Origin of the sequence: Ruegeria sp. HKCCD4315, from assembly GCF_013112245.1 — a bacterium.
Taxonomy (GTDB): Bacteria; Pseudomonadota; Alphaproteobacteria; order Rhodobacterales; family Rhodobacteraceae; genus Ruegeria.
Genome location: NZ_WVRN01000001.1, coordinates 3035858 through 3051345 on the forward strand (window position 1 = coordinate 3035858; position 15488 = coordinate 3051345).

The following is a 15488-nucleotide window of genomic DNA, read 5'->3' on the forward strand; positions in this document are numbered from 1 at the left end:
GAGCACTCACATGAAGATGACGACCGAAGAAGCCTTTGTTAAGGTTCTGCAGATGCACGGGATCGAACATGCGTTCGGTATCATTGGCTCGGCGATGATGCCGATCTCGGATCTGTTCCCAAAAGCTGGAATCATGTTCTGGGACTGCGCCCATGAAGGCAGCGCCGGCATGATGGCCGATGGCTATACCCGGGCCACCGGCAAGATGTCGATGATGATCGCGCAAAACGGCCCTGGCATCACCAACTTCGTGACCGCTGTCAAAACCGCCTACTGGAACCACACCCCGCTGCTGCTGGTGACCCCGCAGGCGGCGAACAAAACCATCGGACAGGGTGGGTTCCAGGAAGTCGAGCAGATGAAGCTGTTCGAAGACATGGTTGCCTATCAGGAAGAGGTTCGTGACCCGTCCCGCGTCTGCGAGGTTCTGAACCGCGTGATCATGCAGGCCAAACGCGCCAGCGGTCCGGCTCAGTTGAACATACCCCGCGATATGTGGACCCAAGTTATCGACGTTGATCTGCCTGCTATTGTCGAATTCGAGCGCCCCTCGGGCGGTGAAACCGCTGTGTCGCAGGCGGCCGAGTTGCTGTCGAACGCCAAAAACCCTGTCATACTGAACGGTGCCGGTGTGGTTCTGGCCGAAGGCGGCATCGACGCGTCGAAGGCCCTGGCCGAGCGTCTGGATGCGCCGGTCTGCGTTGGCTACCAGCACAACGACGCCTTCCCCGGCTCGCACCCACTGTTCGCCGGTCCGCTGGGCTACAACGGTTCGAAAGCCGGGATGGAGCTGATCAGCGAGGCCGATGTGGTTCTGTGCCTGGGCACCCGTCTGAACCCGTTCTCGACCCTGCCCGGATACGGCATGGAATACTGGCCTGCCGATGCAAAAATCATCCAGGTCGACATCAACCCCGACCGCATCGGTCTGACCAAGAAAGTCAGCGTCGGCATCGTCGGTGATGCGGCCAAGGTCGCAAACGGGATTCTGGCCCAGCTGTCGGACACCGCGGGTGACGAGGGCCGCGCGGACCGCAAAGCCAAGATCGCGCAAAAGAAATCCGCTTGGGCGCAGCAGCTTTCGAGCATGGATCACGAAGATGACGATCCGGGCACCAGCTGGAACGAACGTGCACGTGCCGCAAAGCCCGACTGGATGAGCCCACGCATGGCATGGCGCGCAATCCAGTCCGCGCTGCCGAAAGAGGCGATCATCTCGTCCGACATCGGCAACAACTGCGCCATCGGCAACGCCTATCCGTCCTTCGAGGAAGGCCGCAAATATCTGGCCCCCGGCCTGTTCGGCCCCTGCGGCTATGGCCTGCCCGCCATCGTGGGTGCGAAAATCGGCCAGCCGGACGTTCCGGTTGTCGGCTTCGCCGGTGACGGTGCCTTTGGTATCGCCGTGAACGAACTGACTGCAATTGGCCGCGAAGAATGGCCCGCCGTAACTCAGATCGTCTTCCGCAACTACCAGTGGGGCGCGGAAAAGCGCAACTCGACCCTGTGGTTCGATGACAACTTCGTCGGCACCGAGCTGGACACCAAAGTGTCATACGCCGGTATCGCAAATGCCTGCGGCCTGAAGGGTGTTATCGCCCGCACGCAGGACGAATTGACCGCAGCGTTGAACCAGGCGATCGAGGATCAGAAGAACGGCATCACCACCCTGATCGAAGCCATGATCAATCAGGAACTGGGTGAACCCTTCCGCCGCGACGCGATGAAAAAGCCTGTCGCAGTTGCGGGCGTTTCGGCTGACGACATGCGCGAGCAAGCCGTATAAACAAAGGACGAGGCCGGAGCGAATGACCCTGACACCCATTGAGCTGTTGCGGCAGAACGCTCCGGCCATCCGCCCTGTTATTTCTTTATGCGAAGGCAGTGATCCCCGTGTTGTTGCGGGGGCGCTTGCCGCCCACAAGGCCGATCTGGCCGACGTAATCCTGGTCGGCCCGCAAGCCGAAGTCGAAGCCGCCCTGAAAGATCAAGGGGCGGTGCCTTCGCCGGGCATCGCTGTGCATGACCCCAAGATCTCGGACCTGACCGAGGAGTTTGCCCAGAGGTTCTTCGAACTTCGTCAGCACAAGGGCGTGGATCTGACCAAAGCCCGCGCTGCCGTTGAATCAGCGCCAGTCTACGCCGCCATGCTGGTACGCAGCGGGCGCGCCACCGGCACGGTAGGCGGCGCGGTTCACATAACCGGCGACATCGTCCGCGCGGCTATCCAAGTGATCGGAATGGCCCCAGATGCCGGAATGGTGTCGTCTTTTTTTCTGATGTACCCGCCTGAAAACGCCCAACCCGGTGCGCGGGCGATGCTTTATTCAGACTGCGGTCTGGTCATCAACCCGTCTGCCTCTGAGTTGAGCAAAATCGCCATCGCCTCGGCCGCTTCGGCAAAAACTCTTCTGCAGGTCGAACCCAAGATCGCGATGCTCAGCTTTTCGACCAAAGGCAGCGCCAAACACACGGACGTGGACAAGGTGATCGAAGCCACTGACACCTTGCGTCAGACAGCACCTGATCTGTCTGTCGACGGAGAGTTGCAGTTTGACGCCGCTTTTGTCCCTTCGGTGGGCGACCGCAAATCCCCCGGTTCATCCGTCGCCGGTCAAGCCAACGTAATGATTTTCCCAAATCTCGACGCGGGCAATATCGGCTACAAGATCACCCAACGGCTGGGTGGCTATACCGCAATTGGCCCCGTGCTTCAGGGACTGGCCCAGCCGGCCAACGACCTGTCGCGCGGCTGTAGCGCCGAAGATGTAACCCAAATGATCGCCGTGACCGCCCTGCAAGCCAGCAAAACGTAATGCACTCTTTCACACCGTTTCTCGGAACAGTGTTCTCAAATCGGGAAGAAACTGACACATTCATCCCGACATAACCGACAGGACCCGCCAATGACCCATCAGCAGCCGATCCTTGATACGTCTCCGAAGGTTTCGGACGAGGTTCGCAAGACCACGTGCTATATGTGCGCCTGCCGTTGCGGCATCAACGTACACATGAAAGATGGCAAGGTTGCCTATATCGAAGGCAACCGCGACCACCCTGTAAACAAAGGTGTTTTGTGCGCCAAGGGCAGCGCCGGGATCATGCAGGTCAATGCCCCGTCACGCCTGCGCAAACCGCTGCGCCGGGTCGGCCCGCGCGGCTCGGGCGAGTTTCGCGAAATCGAGTGGGATGAAGCGATCAGCACCGCCGTTGGCTGGCTGAATGAACTGCACGAGACCGCCCCGCAAAAACTTGCCTTCTTTACTGGCCGAGACCAAAGTCAAAGCTTCACGTCCTTCTGGGCGCAAAACTTCGGCACCCCGAACTATGCAGCCCATGGCGGGTTCTGTTCGGTTAACATGGCTGCGGGCGGCATCTACACCATGGGTGGCGCTTTCTGGGAGTTCGGCCAGCCCGATTGGGATCATACAAAGCTGTTCATGCTGTTTGGTGTGGCCGAAGATCACGACAGCAACCCAATCAAGATGGGTATCGGCAAAATCAAGGCACGCGGCGCGCGGGTGATCGGTGTGAACCCGATCCGATCCGGCTATAACGCCGTGGCAGACGACTGGGTCGGGATTACGCCGGGCACGGATGGTCTGTTCATTCTGTCTCTGATCCACGTGCTGATGAAAGCAGGAAAAATCGATCTCGATTATCTTAGCCGCTACACCAACGCGCCAGTGCTGGTGAATGCTGCGGAGGGGCCTGAAAAGGGCCTGTTCCTGCGCGACGCCGACGGCAAGCCGCTAGTGATAGATCGTGCGACCGGCGAACCCACCGCGTTCAACAAACCCGGCGTCCGCCCAGACTTGGCGGCAACCTATGAAAAAGACGGCGTCACGCATCGACCCGTCTTCCACCTGATGGCCGAGAAATACCTGAGCGACGACCACGCCCCCGAAGCTGTGGCCGAGCGCTGCGGCATCCCGGCCAAACGCATCCGCGCCATCGCGGCGGAAATCGCCCGTGTTGCCTTTGACGAAGCCATCGAGCTGGATCAAGAATGGACCGACTTCCGGGGCGAGACACACTCCAAAATGATTGGCCGCCCGGTCAGCTTCCACGCCATGCGTGGTATCTCGGCCCACGCCAACGGGTTTCAAACGTGTCGCTCACTGCATGTGCTGCAAATCCTATTGGGCACGGTCGAGGTCCCCGGCGGCTTCCGCTTCAAACCGCCCTACCCCAAACCGGTCGAGGCGCACCCCACCCCCCACGGCGACCGCCGTCCTGGTCGCCCGCTGGAAGGGCCCCACCTAGGCTTCCCACGTGGGCCAGAGGACCTACTGATTGACGATTGCGGCACGGCGCAGCGTATCGACAAAGCCTTTACCTGGGAAAACCCAATGTCCGCCCACGGGCTGATGCACATGGTGATCTCGAATGCCGCAGCTGGTGATCCTTACAAGATCGACACGCTGTTCATGTACATGGCGAACATGTCGTGGAACTCCTCCATGAACACCAAAGGTGTGATGGAGATGCTGACGGCGCGCAACGAAGACGGCAAATACGTCATACCACATATCATTTATTCCGACGCCTACTCCTCGGAAATGGTGGCTTATGCTGACCTGATCCTGCCTGACACCACCTATCTGGAACGGCACGACTGTATCTCGCTGCTTGACCGCCCGATTTGCGAGGCCGACGCCGCCGCCGACGCGATCCGCTGGCCGGTGATTGAGCCTGACCGCGACGTGCGCGGCTTCCAGTCGGTTCTGATCGAACTCGCCAATCGCATGAGCCTGCCGGGCTTCACCAACGAAGACGGGACGCCCAAGTGGAAAGACTACGCCGACTATATCGTGAACCACCAGCGCAAGCCGGGTATTGGCCCGCTTGCCGGGTTCCGCGGTGAAAACGGCGACATGGAAGGGCGTGGAGAGGTCAATCCCGACCAGCTGAACCGCTATATCGAAAACGGTGGTTTCTACGTCGCGCACATCCCCGAAGGCGCGGATTACTACAAACCCTGGAACGCGGCCTATCAGGAATGGGCTGTTGGCATGGGGCTCTATGACAGCCCGCAGCCATACCTGTTCCAACTTTATTCCGAGCCTATGCGCAAGTTCCAACTGGCCGCAGAAGGGCATGGTGACCGCCAGCCGCCGGATCACCTGCGCCAGCGGATCAAAAACACGATGGACCCGCTGCCGATCTGGTATGAACCCGACCAGCAGGGCAACGAAGGCTTTACAGTCAACGCACTGACCCAGCGCCCGATGGCGATGTACCACAGCTGGGGCACTCAGAACGCCTGGCTGCGCCAGCTGCACGGACGCAACCCGCTCTACGTCCCAACCAAACTGATGCGGGAACATGGGCTGAGCGATGGCGATTGGGCCAAGGTCACCTCTCCGCACGGAGAAATCACCGTGCCCGTCATGGAAATGGCCGCACTGAACGACAACACCGTCTGGACCTGGAACGCCATTGGTAAACGAAAAGGCGCGTGGGCTCTGCAAGAGGACGCGCCAGAAGCCACCAAAGGCTTCCTCCTCAACCACCTGATCCACGAACTGCTGCCGCCCAAAGGCGACGGGATGCGGTGGGCCAACTCTGACCCGGTGACTGGTCAGGCTGCATGGTTCGACCTCAAGGTCAAAATCGAAAAAGCCGCCCCTCCGACAGATACCGAAAGCCAACCCGAATTTGAGCCGATCAAATCGCCCGTTGGCACCGGCCCGAAAGATATCGCATGGAAGGTCGGCAAATGACCCGGATCCGTTCTTCATCTGGCCAAAAATATCTCGGGGGTGAATTGAGCCAAAGGCTCAAGAGGGGGCTGGCCCCCTCCCCCGCCCATAACTGCCGAGGTTCCCTGACATGACCCAGCTCCCCCAATCCACCGAACGTAAAATGGGTCTGGTCATCGACCTGGACACCTGTGTCGGTTGCCACGCCTGCGTGATCTCTTGCAAAGGATGGAACACGGAAAACTACGGCGCGCCTCTGTCGGACCAAGACGCCTACGGTGGCAACCCGTCCGGCACCTTCTTGAACCGCGTACATTCCTATGAGGTACAGCCGGAACAGGGTCACGCTCAACTGATACACTTCCCGAAATCTTGCCTGCATTGCGAAGATGCTCCCTGTGTCACTGTCTGCCCAACCGGCGCCAGCTATAAACGCATCGAAGACGGTATCGTGTTGGTTAATGAAAGCGACTGTATTGGCTGCGGTCTTTGCGCCTGGTCCTGTCCATACGGTGCCCGGGAGCTGGATGCAGCAGAAGGCGTCATGAAAAAATGTACTCTCTGTGTCGACCGTATCTACAACGAAAACCTGCCCGAGGTAGATCGTGTGCCCTCATGCGTGCGCACCTGCCCGGCCGGCGCGCGGCACTTTGGCGATTTGGGCGACCCTGACAGCGATGTCAGCAAACTCGTCGCAGATCGGGGCGGTATGGACCTGATGCCTGAAATGGGCACCAAACCCGTCAATAAATACCTGCCGCCACGCCCCAAGGACACGGTTGAGGACCAGATCGACATTTTGGCCCCCCTGCTGGCACCGGTCGCTGAAGAACCCAAGGGGTTCCTCGGCTGGCTCGACAAGACGTTGGAGAAACTCTGATGCATCCCGCACCGTCCGTTATTATCTTCACCACTTTGTCCGGGTTGGGATTCGGCTTGCTGTTTTTCCTCGGGCTTGGCCAGCCTGCGGTGACAGGCTTTGTGGCATTCGTATTTTACGTCATCGCATATGCGCTGGCAGTGGGTGGTTTGCTGGCCTCAACCTTCCATTTGGGCCACCCCGAACGCGCCTGGAAGGCGTTCAGCCAATGGAAATCGAGCTGGCTCAGCCGAGAAGGGGTCTGTGCCGTGGCGGCCCTGGTGGTCATGGGGCTTTATGCATTCGGCGCAGTTTTTCTGGGCAGCCATTGGACAGTTCTGGGTTGGCTCGGCGCGTTTTTCAGTCTTGCGACCGTGTTTACCACCTCGATGATCTACACCCAGCTCAAGACCATCCCGCGCTGGAACATGGAACTGACGCCAATCCTGTTCCTGTCCTTCAGCTTGGCCGGAGGTGCCCTGTTGTCCGGGGCTGAAACTCTGGCCCCCTGGTTGCTTGCCATTGCCGGGGCAGTACAGCTTGCTTACTGGGCCAAGGGCGACGGCGCATTCGCGCGATCCGGCACTTCGCTGAGCACCGCCACTGGGCTGGGCGCCCGCGGTGATGTGCGCGCCTTCGAGCCGCCGCATACGGGCACCAACTATCTGTTGCGCGAATTCGTCCACGTGGTTGGGCGCAAACACGTGCAGAAACTGCGGATCATTTCCTTTGTTCTGGCGTTTGTGTTGCCTTTGCTGCTGATCCTGATCCCGGTCTCGGGCGTCGTGATCAAGCACCTCTTTGCCTTGCTGGCGGTGGCGTCGCATCTGGCGGGCGTAGCAACGTCGCGCTGGTTGTTCTTTGCGCAGGCAGAGCATGTTGTTGGGCTTTACTACGGGAAACGGTGAGAAGGGGGCTCTGCCCCCGCTGCGCGTACCGCGCATCTCCCCGAGGTATTTTTAGACAGATGAAGATTGGATCCGGCAAATGAAAAGGGCGGCGCTCGGGATTTGAGGCCGCCCTTTTGTCATTTCGGGTCCGACTTAGATCAGACCGGCATGCGCCATTGCGGCCTCGATTGCAGCCTTGGTGCCGTCCTCAAGCTCGGTGAGAGGTGAGCGCACTTCGGTGCTGCAAAGGCCCAGTTTGCTGAGCGCGTATTTGGCACCGACAAGACCCGGTTCGATAAAGATGGCCTCGTGCAGAGGCATCAGCTTATCCTGATAGTCCAGCGCTTTTGCATAGTCTCCGGCCAGTGTGGCCTGTTGGAATTCGGCGCACAATTTGGGTGCCACGTTTGCCGTGACCGAGATGCAGCCAACGCCGCCATGGGCGTTGAATCCAAGCGCAGTCGCGTCTTCACCAGACAGTTGGCAGAAATCCGCGCCGCAGGTCGCGCGCTGTTGGCTGACACGGGCCAGATCGCCCGTTGCGTCCTTAACCCCAACGATGCGTGGCAGCTTGGAAAGCTCACCCATAGTGGCCGGTGTCATGTCAACAACGGACCGTCCGGGGATATTGTAAATGATGATCGGAATATCCGCAGCTTCGTGAAGAGCCTGGAAATGCGCGATCAGGCCGCGTTGGGTTGGCTTGTTGTAGTACGGGGTGACAACCAGCGCTGCATCCGCGCCGACCTTTTTGGCGAATTGCACAAAACGAACGGCTTCGACCGTATTGTTCGATCCGGCACCGGCGATGACCGGAACGCGACCCGCCGCTGTTTTCACGACCTCTTCGATAACCGTTTCATGCTCATCGTGGCTGAGCGTGGGACTTTCGCCCGTGGTTCCAACCGGCACCAGCCCGGTCGAGCCTTCGGCAATCTGCCACTCCACAAGGTGTTTGAGCGTCTTCAGGTCCAACTCGCCGTTGGTGAACGGGGTGACGAGGGCTGGCATTGAGCCTTTGAACATGACACGCTCCTTTAAGGTGCATTTTGCGGTTTTTACGCCTCGGTCCCTCACGTTTCCAGCTTTGTGAGTTGATCCCGGCGACGCACGGTTTATCCTCACAGGCTCTATCCTCGGTTGGTTGGGAAATGCAAGGTATGACACGCATTCTGGCACTTTTGATTGCTGTGATTGTGTATTCAGTGACGGCACCGCAGCTTGCGCGGGCGGATGCCGCTGGTGATTTGCGCGCCGGGCTTTATGAAATGCGAAAGGGCGACTGGAATGCCGCGTTGAGGGTTTCAGGCCAACGCGGCTCTGTTTCCCGAGACGTCATCGTCTGGCACTGGCTGCGCGAGGGATTCGGCAGCTCGGGCGATGTGCTGGTGTTTCTCGAACGCCGTCCGGACTGGCCCGGAATGGCATGGTTGCGCCGCAAGAGCGAGCCCGTCTTTACCGGCGCTGACCCGGATAGGGTTTTGAAATTCTACACTGACATGCCTCCTCAGACGGCTGAGGGCGCGCTGAACTATGCAATCGCCTTAAAAGCAAAAGGACGCGTGGGGGACGCCGAAGCGGATATTGTCACGGCGTGGCGGACCATGCCGATGGGTTCGGGGTTACAAAAGACGTATCTGGAAAACTTTGCGAAGCTGTTGAAACCACATCACGCGGCGCGGCTGGACCGGATGTTGTGGGATGGTCATCTGGTCAGCGCGGGCCAAATGCTGCCGCTGGTCAGTGCTGACCAACGCAAGCTGGCCGAGGCGCGAATCGCATTGCAAAAGCGTCAGCCGGGTGTGGACGGCAAGGTGGCAGCAGTCCCGAAATCTCTGATGGATGCGCCCGGGCTTGCCTTTGACCGTTTTGTCTGGCGGGACAAGAAGGAATTGGACGACAGCGCCATAGACCTGATGCTGGCGCGTTCAACAGGGCCGGATGCGTTGGGCGAGCCTGACAAATGGGCCGAAGGGCGCCGCCGCCTGGCACGGCTTGAGATGCGGTCTGGACGATCTGCACGCGCATATGACGTGGCCGCCAATCACCACATGACCCCTGAAATGGGCTATGGCTATGCCGATCTGGAGTGGCTGGCGGGGTTTCTGGCCCTGCGCAAGCTGAATGACCCTGCAACCGCCGTAAGGCATTTCCAGAATTTTTCCGACGCGGTTAAATCACCAATTTCGAAAGGGCGTGGTGGTTACTGGCTTGGACGCGCGTATGCAGCGCAGGGTGATGCGGACAAAGCATATGACGCTTATGCGATGGGGGCGGATTACCAGACTTCGTTCTATGGCTTGCTTGCTGCGGAACGGATCGGCAGGCCGTTTGATGCAGAGCTGGCCAATCCACGCCGCGCACCGCATTGGCGGCAGGCAGAGTTCGCTGAGTCCAGTGTTTTGGAAGCAGGCTTGCTACTGTTGAAGGCCGGAGAGGGCAACCTCTCCGAGAGGTTCCTGACACATCTGGTCGAAAGCCTTGATCCGGTGCAGGCCAATCAACTTGGTGACCTGGTCATCGAGCTGAAACAGCCACACCTGGCGGTGATGATCGCCAAGCGGGCGGCAACCACGGGCACGGTGTTGCCCGCAGCCTACTACCCGGTGCATCCGGTCGCAGACATGCGCCTACCGATGGCCAAGGAAATGACGCTGGCGATTGCGCGGCGCGAAAGCGAGTTTGATCCTGTCGTTATTAGTGGCGCGGGCGCGCGCGGTCTGATGCAGGTGATGCCTGCGACGGCCAAGCTGGTCGCGGGTGAGTTAGGCATTCTCAGTGGCCACCAGACGGGACGGCTTACCACGGATTGGCAGTACAACGCCAAGCTGGGGGCCAACTATCTTTCGGGTCTGGCAGCTGATTTCAACGGCAACGTGGTGATGATGGCCGCCGGGTATAACGCGGGACCCAGGCGCCCAATCTCGTGGATGGAGCGTTTTGGAGACCCGCGCACCGGCGAAGTTGATATCGTTGACTGGATCGAGACGATACCTTTCAGCGAAACCCGCAACTACGTGATGCGCGTGACCGAAAGCCTGCCTGTCTACCGCGCGCGACTGGGACAGCCCGCGCTTCCGATCCCGTTCTCACAAGAACTGATCGGATCATCTCTGGCGGCGTTCGCGCCATAAGGTGAACAGCCCTGCGGCCACAACAATCGCTGCGCCTGCCACAACTTCAGGGCGCAGCGTTTCGCCAAAGACTGAAATACCCAGCATCGCGCTCCAGACCAGATGGAAATAGGCGAAGGGTTGCACCGCGCTCGCCTCGGCCATCTCATAGCACTTGATCAGCAACCAGTGACCAGACGCGCCGCTGACGCACAGTAGCGCCATCCAGCCCCAGTCAGCAGGCACCATCGGCTCCCAGAACCAAATTCCGACCAGAGTCATTGCGACGGAGCCGGCGACACCTGTCCAGAAAAAACTGGTGGCTGTGCTGTCCTGCCGGGCGGCATAGCGGGTCAGCAGGGCGTAGACTGCAAACATCAGGGCCGAGATGAGGGGAATGATCGCCCAAGGGTTAAATACGCCCGCACCTGGTTGCAAAATGATCAGAACGCCAATGCACCCCACCCCGATCGCGCTCCACCGGCGCCACCCGACCTGCTCGCCCAATACCGGCCCGCTTAGCGCGGCAACAAGCAATGGATAGCAGATGAAGACAGCCATGCTGTCGATCAAACCGAGTATGGTGAACCCAAAGACGGCGACACAGATCTCGGCCGCCAGCAACACACCACGGGTTATTTGCAGACCCAACTGATTTGTCTGCGTGGCTGCCCTCAACCCACCGGGTGATCGTGCCGCCAGTGCAATGACAAACGCCGCGAAGAACCAATAGCGGACCATCACGACCATGTAGGTGTTGTAGGTCCCGGCCAGATGCCGCGAGATACCGTCCTGCAAGGCAAACACAATCGTGGCACCCACCATCAGGGCGATGCCTGCACCGATATTGTTCTTCTGCGTCATGCTTTGATTGCCCGTGTCATATGTCGCTTGCGGCCATAGCCGGACGTGCGCATCACGTTGAAACCAGCATCCTCCAACCCCCGACGTACAAAACCAGCGGCGGTATAGGTGGCGGCTGTCCCCTCTGCCGCGGTGTGGATTGCAACCTCTTGCATCAGGTCCGCCCCCCACAGTTCCGGGTTCTTGGCGGGCGAAAACCCGTCAAGAAACCAGGCATCCGCCTTTCCGGCCCATTTTGGCAAAGTCTCACGCGCATCACCAATGATCACCTCGAACTGAAGAGTTTCGAGCATGCATTCGCGACCCGTCCAGTGTGCGAGAAACCGGCTGCTCCACGGTTTCAACTCGGGAAACGCCTTCAGCGCATGATGCATATCTTCCGTGGCCATTGGGAAAGCTTCGAAACTGGTAAACCGCAAAGGTCCGGTTTGGCCGGATTTCTCCCACTCAGACCATACCGTCAGCAGGTTCAACCCAGTTCCAAAACCAAGTTCGGCGATGTGAAAACCAGGTGTGAATCGCGCAGGTAGATCGTTGCCAGCCAGGAACACGTGGCGCGTCTCTTCTAGCCCGTTCTGCAAAGAATAATAGGGATCGTCGAAACGATCCGAGACCGGTATCTGATCCTCCGTCCACGTCAATTTGGCACGCTGGTCTGCCATCTCGGAATCCTGTAGCTAAGCGGCGCGACACTGAACAAGGAAAAGGGAATTGGCAATGGTCGATGTGACGGTGCGCGGCGCAGGGATTTTCGGCCTGTCCATCGCGTGGGTCTGTGCCCGACGCGGCGCAAAGGTGCAGGTTGTCGATCCGTTCGGGCCCGGTGCCGGGTCCAGCGGCGGTCTGGTCGGTGCATTGGCCCCGCATGTGCCGGAAAACTGGAACGCCAAGAAAGCCTTTCAGTTCGACAGTCTGATCATGGCTGAACCTTTTTGGCGGCAAATCGAAGAAACCGGCGGCGTTTCCCCCGGTTATGGTCGGTTGGGTCGCCTTCAGCCCATCCCGGATGCCCGCAGCCTTGACCTGGCGCGGCAGCGCGAAGGTACGGCAGATAAACTTTGGCAAGGTCAAGCCGAATGGCGCGTGATCACCACCGCACAGGCTGGTACATGGTGTCCGCCCAGCCCCACCGGATTTGTCATCCGGGATACTCTGACCGCGCGGATGCACCCTCGACGAGCCTGCGCTGCGCTTGTGGCCGCCCTTGAGGTTATGGGCGTTCACGTTGTCAATAACGCTGAAAACCAAGGACAGGTTGTGCACGCAACTGGCCTTGCCGGGTTACAAGAGCTCAACGATGCCTATGGCAAGACCGTCGGAAACGGCGTCAAAGGGCAAGCTGCCCTGTTGCGCTTTGACGCCGGAGAGGTCCCTCAGCTCTTTGCCGATGTGATACATATCGTACCCCACGCGGACGGAACACTTGCCATCGGGTCAACGTCGGAACGGGAATATGACGATCCGACCAGCACAGACAGCGCTCTGGACGATGTGATCGATCGCGCAACGCGCGCCCTGCCGCTGCTGCACGGGGCCGAGGTAATAGAGCGCTGGGCCGGTGTCCGCCCCCGCAGCAAAAGCCGCGCACCAATGTTAGGTGCGCATCCACTGCACAAGGGTCAGTTTATCGCCAATGGAGGTTTCAAAATCGGTTTTGGCATGGCCCCCAAGATCGCCGAGGTCATGGCTGATCTGATGTTGGAAGGCCGGGATGAAATTCCCGAAGATTTCCGGCCCGACGCCTCATTGTAATCGATGCGCTCTACGAGATGGGCGCATAGACCCAACACCATCCTTTGAGGCTCGTCAGCCCGAACGTGCCATGCCTAATACGCGGGCCAGTTTCAAAAACCGGCCTCGGCCCGCAGTTTCTGCATCAGTTTATGCAGTGACTTTTCATACCGGTCAGAGGTCAGTTTTCCGTGTTCGTCGAACGCGTTCGAACTGTCTGCCAGATGGATTTCAGGCCCCTGCAGAATGCGCGGCTGGAAGGGCACCATAAACGACCGCAGGATCATCTGCGCGCGCTCACCGCCAGCGCGACCTGCCGCCGCCGACATAACGGCAACCGGTTTGTCGGCCCACGGATTGCCCTGTGTGCGGCTGACCCAATCCAGCGCGTTCTTCAAAACGCCCGATGGACCTTTGTTGTATTCCGGCGTCGAGATGATAACCGCATCTGACTGTGCGATTTGGTCCGCCAAAGACTGCACCGCTGCCGGAACGCCCTCACCCTCTTCCAGATCTCCGTCATAAAGGGGCAGGTTCAGGTCTGCTTCGACAAAGTTGGCCGAAGCAAACAACCGGGCCGCTTCCCGCAAAAGCTTGCGGTTGGTTGCATCCTGACGCAGGGATCCAGACAAGCCGAGGAGTGTGGGTTGAGACATCTAGGGGGACTCCGTTTCAGTGATTTTCTGAAAACTAGCCCGAGTTTGATCTGTTCCAAACCCCATTTGACGCACAGTCAATGCGCAAACGGGGCCGCCAATGGCGACCCCGTGCATAATGCTTAATCCGCGTTACGCGTTTCCACTGGGCACAACAACGATTTCAACCCGTCGGTTCTGAGCCTTGCCTTCCGGTGTCAGGTTCGAGGCGACGGGATTGTTTTCGCCCTGACCAATTGTCGTGATGCGATTAAAGCTGACACCATTGGCCTGCAGGATATCCGCAACTGCGTTTGCGCGACGCTCAGACAGCCCTTGATTGTAACCCGCGTCACCGTCGCTGTCCGTGTGACCAATGATCTGCACGTTCGAGTTGGGGTAATTGACCAGATTCTGGCCCACTTTCACCAGATCGGACCGCAATCCCGGGCGCACGGTCGAGCTGTCAGTGTCAAAGGTAATATCATTTGGGACCGTCACGATCAGACGATCACCCGCATTGACGATGGTGATTCCGTCATTTGCCAATTGCTGACGCAGCTCAGCCGCCTGTTTGTCCAACTGGTTGCCGATCAGGCCACCACCGGCTGCGCCAATTGCGGCCCCTGCCAACGCGCCCAGACCCGGGTTCGAGTTATTGGCGATCGCGCCAATGCCCGCCCCGACAAGACCCCCCAAAACGGCACCCTGTTTGGCGTTCTGGTTCGGATCGCTTTGCGCCGACAATGTGCCGGGATCTGTACAGGCCGAAAGAACAAGGACTGAACTCAGCCCCGTGGCCAGAATAAACTTGGAAATCGTCATGACATCACCTTCTGCTCCAACACCCGTTTGTCAGGTGCGTTTGGTTTTCCTCAGTATATCACGGCCAGGGTGTTGGGTCTCAAGCAACAATCCAGTGAGATCGGCAATTAGCCGCCAACTGGGATGCGAATTCGTCAAAAATCGGCCCCGGCACGAAATTTCATCGAAACCCCGCCTTCTGGGTGTTTCAGGCGCAGTTCTTCCGAATGCAGCATCAGCCTTGGAAAATCCGCCGCCGGACCTGTTGCATAAAACGGGTCGCCCAGAATTGGATGACCCAACGCCTGCATATGAACCCGCAACTGATGAGACCGTCCGGTTTTGGGAAACAGGCGCACTCGCGTTGTGTCGCCCTCATGTTTTACAACGCGCCAATCGGTGAGCGCGGGCTTTCCGGTGTCTTTGCAGACCATTTGTCGGGGCCGGTTGGGCCAGTCCACAATCAAAGGCAGGTCCACTGTGCCGGTCTTTGGCTCCAAGCGCCCCCAGACACGAGCGACGTAGGTTTTGCGCGTCTGACGCTGTTCGAACTGCACACTCAGATTGCGCTGTGCATGGGGCGTTTGGGCAAAAACCATGACACCGGATGTATCCCGGTCCAGCCGATGCACCAGCAATGCCTGAGGAAACGCAGCCTGCACCCGCGTCAGAAGACAATCCGCCAGATGTTCACCACGCCCTGGCACCGAAAGCAGGCCAGACGGTTTGTTCACCACGATCAACTGCGCGTCTTCGTGCAAGACATCCAGCGGGGTTTGAGGGGGGTCATAGGTCTCACTCATGCGGGCCTGCCTATCGCAGCCCGCCCCCTCCCGCAACGTCGTCCTTGCCTGTTGGGCAATGTTCAGAGACCTTCGACACAGGAG

The 15488-nt window shown here is 59.2% G+C and carries 13 protein-coding genes; 7 read left to right on the forward strand and 6 right to left on the reverse strand.

Annotation, left to right across the window (positions count from 1 at the left end):
* Positions 1-10 precede the first annotated feature (10 nt).
* The 5 genes from xsc to GS646_RS15080 all read left to right on the forward strand — a co-directional run bounded on the left by xsc (position 11) and on the right by GS646_RS15080 (position 7472).
* Positions 11-1786 (forward strand): sulfoacetaldehyde acetyltransferase, encoded by a 1776-nt coding sequence (gene xsc / locus GS646_RS15060; RefSeq protein WP_171095927.1) that lies wholly within the window; start codon positions 11-13, stop codon positions 1784-1786.
* A 22-nt stretch (positions 1787-1808) separates the two neighbouring features.
* Complete coding sequence (gene pta, locus GS646_RS15065) at positions 1809-2816, forward strand: phosphate acetyltransferase (protein ID WP_171648392.1); 1008 nt, start codon at positions 1809-1811, stop codon at positions 2814-2816.
* Positions 2817-2906: 90 nt separating this feature from the next.
* Positions 2907-5726, forward strand: a complete 2820-nt coding sequence (locus GS646_RS15070) for a molybdopterin oxidoreductase family protein (protein ID WP_171188695.1) — start codon at positions 2907-2909, stop codon at positions 5724-5726.
* A 109-nt stretch (positions 5727-5835) separates the two neighbouring features.
* On the forward strand, positions 5836-6585 hold the full coding sequence (locus GS646_RS15075; protein ID WP_171095922.1) for a 4Fe-4S dicluster domain-containing protein: 750 nt from the start codon (positions 5836-5838) through the stop codon (positions 6583-6585).
* Positions 6585-7472 (forward strand): DmsC/YnfH family molybdoenzyme membrane anchor subunit, encoded by an 888-nt coding sequence (locus GS646_RS15080; RefSeq protein WP_171188693.1) that lies wholly within the window; start codon positions 6585-6587, stop codon positions 7470-7472. Before GS646_RS15075 ends, GS646_RS15080 begins: the two co-directional genes overlap by 1 nt.
* A 135-nt stretch (positions 7473-7607) precedes the next feature.
* On the opposite strand, the gene dapA is transcribed toward GS646_RS15080, so the two are convergent.
* Entirely contained in the window at positions 7608-8480 is an 873-nt protein-coding gene (gene dapA / locus GS646_RS15085; RefSeq protein WP_171095918.1) for a 4-hydroxy-tetrahydrodipicolinate synthase, read from the reverse strand.
* Between the two features lie 134 nt (positions 8481-8614).
* Here dapA and GS646_RS15090 point away from each other — a divergent pair, with 134 nt between their 5' ends.
* Complete coding sequence (locus GS646_RS15090; protein WP_171188690.1) at positions 8615-10588, forward strand: lytic transglycosylase domain-containing protein; 1974 nt, start codon at positions 8615-8617, stop codon at positions 10586-10588.
* On the opposite strand, the gene GS646_RS15095 is transcribed toward GS646_RS15090, so the two are convergent.
* Both GS646_RS15095 and mnmD read right to left on the reverse strand, forming a co-directional pair.
* A complete protein-coding gene (locus GS646_RS15095; protein WP_171095913.1) occupies positions 10562-11431 on the reverse strand; it encodes a DMT family transporter in 870 nt (289 codons plus the stop codon). The two genes, GS646_RS15090 and GS646_RS15095, sit on opposite strands and share 27 nt — an antisense overlap.
* Positions 11428-12093 (reverse strand): tRNA (5-methylaminomethyl-2-thiouridine)(34)-methyltransferase MnmD, encoded by a 666-nt coding sequence (gene mnmD / locus GS646_RS15100; RefSeq protein ID WP_171188688.1) that lies wholly within the window; start codon positions 12091-12093, stop codon positions 11428-11430. Before mnmD ends, GS646_RS15095 begins: the two co-directional genes overlap by 4 nt.
* A gap of 55 nt (positions 12094-12148) precedes the next feature.
* On the opposite strand from mnmD, the gene GS646_RS15105 reads away from it, so the two are divergent.
* Positions 12149-13183 (forward strand): FAD-binding oxidoreductase, encoded by a 1035-nt coding sequence (locus tag GS646_RS15105; RefSeq protein WP_171648390.1) that lies wholly within the window; start codon positions 12149-12151, stop codon positions 13181-13183.
* Positions 13184-13275: 92 nt separating this feature from the next.
* On the opposite strand, the gene GS646_RS15110 is transcribed toward GS646_RS15105, so the two are convergent.
* The 3 genes from GS646_RS15110 to GS646_RS15120 all read right to left on the reverse strand — a co-directional run bounded on the left by GS646_RS15110 (position 13276) and on the right by GS646_RS15120 (position 15404).
* Positions 13276-13818, reverse strand: coding sequence for an NADPH-dependent FMN reductase (locus tag GS646_RS15110; protein ID WP_171188685.1), 543 nt, complete (start codon positions 13816-13818; stop codon positions 13276-13278).
* Between the two features lie 132 nt (positions 13819-13950).
* Positions 13951-14622 carry an OmpA family protein gene (locus tag GS646_RS15115; RefSeq protein WP_171188683.1) on the reverse strand — a complete coding sequence of 224 codons (672 nt, stop codon included), beginning with the start codon at positions 14620-14622 and terminating at the stop codon, positions 13951-13953.
* Positions 14623-14756: 134 nt separating this feature from the next.
* Positions 14757-15404 carry an RluA family pseudouridine synthase gene (locus tag GS646_RS15120; RefSeq protein WP_171188681.1) on the reverse strand — a complete coding sequence of 216 codons (648 nt, stop codon included), beginning with the start codon at positions 15402-15404 and terminating at the stop codon, positions 14757-14759.
* Positions 15405-15488 lie beyond the last annotated feature (84 nt).

What these genes read in the sequence shown, in the direction of transcription:
- xsc (WP_171095927.1), top strand. Translation starts at nt 11, where the DNA reads ATGAAGATGACGACCGAAGAAGCCTTTGTTAAGGTTCTGCAGATGCAC.
- pta (WP_171648392.1), top strand. Translation starts at nt 1,809, where the DNA reads ATGACCCTGACACCCATTGAGCTGTTGCGGCAGAACGCTCCGGCCATC.
- GS646_RS15070 (WP_171188695.1), top strand. Translation starts at nt 2,907, where the DNA reads ATGACCCATCAGCAGCCGATCCTTGATACGTCTCCGAAGGTTTCGGAC.
- GS646_RS15075 (WP_171095922.1), top strand. Translation starts at nt 5,836, where the DNA reads ATGACCCAGCTCCCCCAATCCACCGAACGTAAAATGGGTCTGGTCATC.
- GS646_RS15080 (WP_171188693.1), top strand. Translation starts at nt 6,585, where the DNA reads ATGCATCCCGCACCGTCCGTTATTATCTTCACCACTTTGTCCGGGTTG.
- dapA (WP_171095918.1), bottom strand. Translation starts at nt 8,480, where the DNA reads ATGTTCAAAGGCTCAATGCCAGCCCTCGTCACCCCGTTCACCAACGGC.
- GS646_RS15090 (WP_171188690.1), top strand. Translation starts at nt 8,615, where the DNA reads ATGACACGCATTCTGGCACTTTTGATTGCTGTGATTGTGTATTCAGTG.
- GS646_RS15095 (WP_171095913.1), bottom strand. Translation starts at nt 11,431, where the DNA reads ATGACGCAGAAGAACAATATCGGTGCAGGCATCGCCCTGATGGTGGGT.
- mnmD (WP_171188688.1), bottom strand. Translation starts at nt 12,093, where the DNA reads ATGGCAGACCAGCGTGCCAAATTGACGTGGACGGAGGATCAGATACCG.
- GS646_RS15105 (WP_171648390.1), top strand. Translation starts at nt 12,149, where the DNA reads ATGGTCGATGTGACGGTGCGCGGCGCAGGGATTTTCGGCCTGTCCATC.
- GS646_RS15110 (WP_171188685.1), bottom strand. Translation starts at nt 13,818, where the DNA reads ATGTCTCAACCCACACTCCTCGGCTTGTCTGGATCCCTGCGTCAGGAT.
- GS646_RS15115 (WP_171188683.1), bottom strand. Translation starts at nt 14,622, where the DNA reads ATGACGATTTCCAAGTTTATTCTGGCCACGGGGCTGAGTTCAGTCCTT.
- GS646_RS15120 (WP_171188681.1), bottom strand. Translation starts at nt 15,404, where the DNA reads ATGAGTGAGACCTATGACCCCCCTCAAACCCCGCTGGATGTCTTGCAC.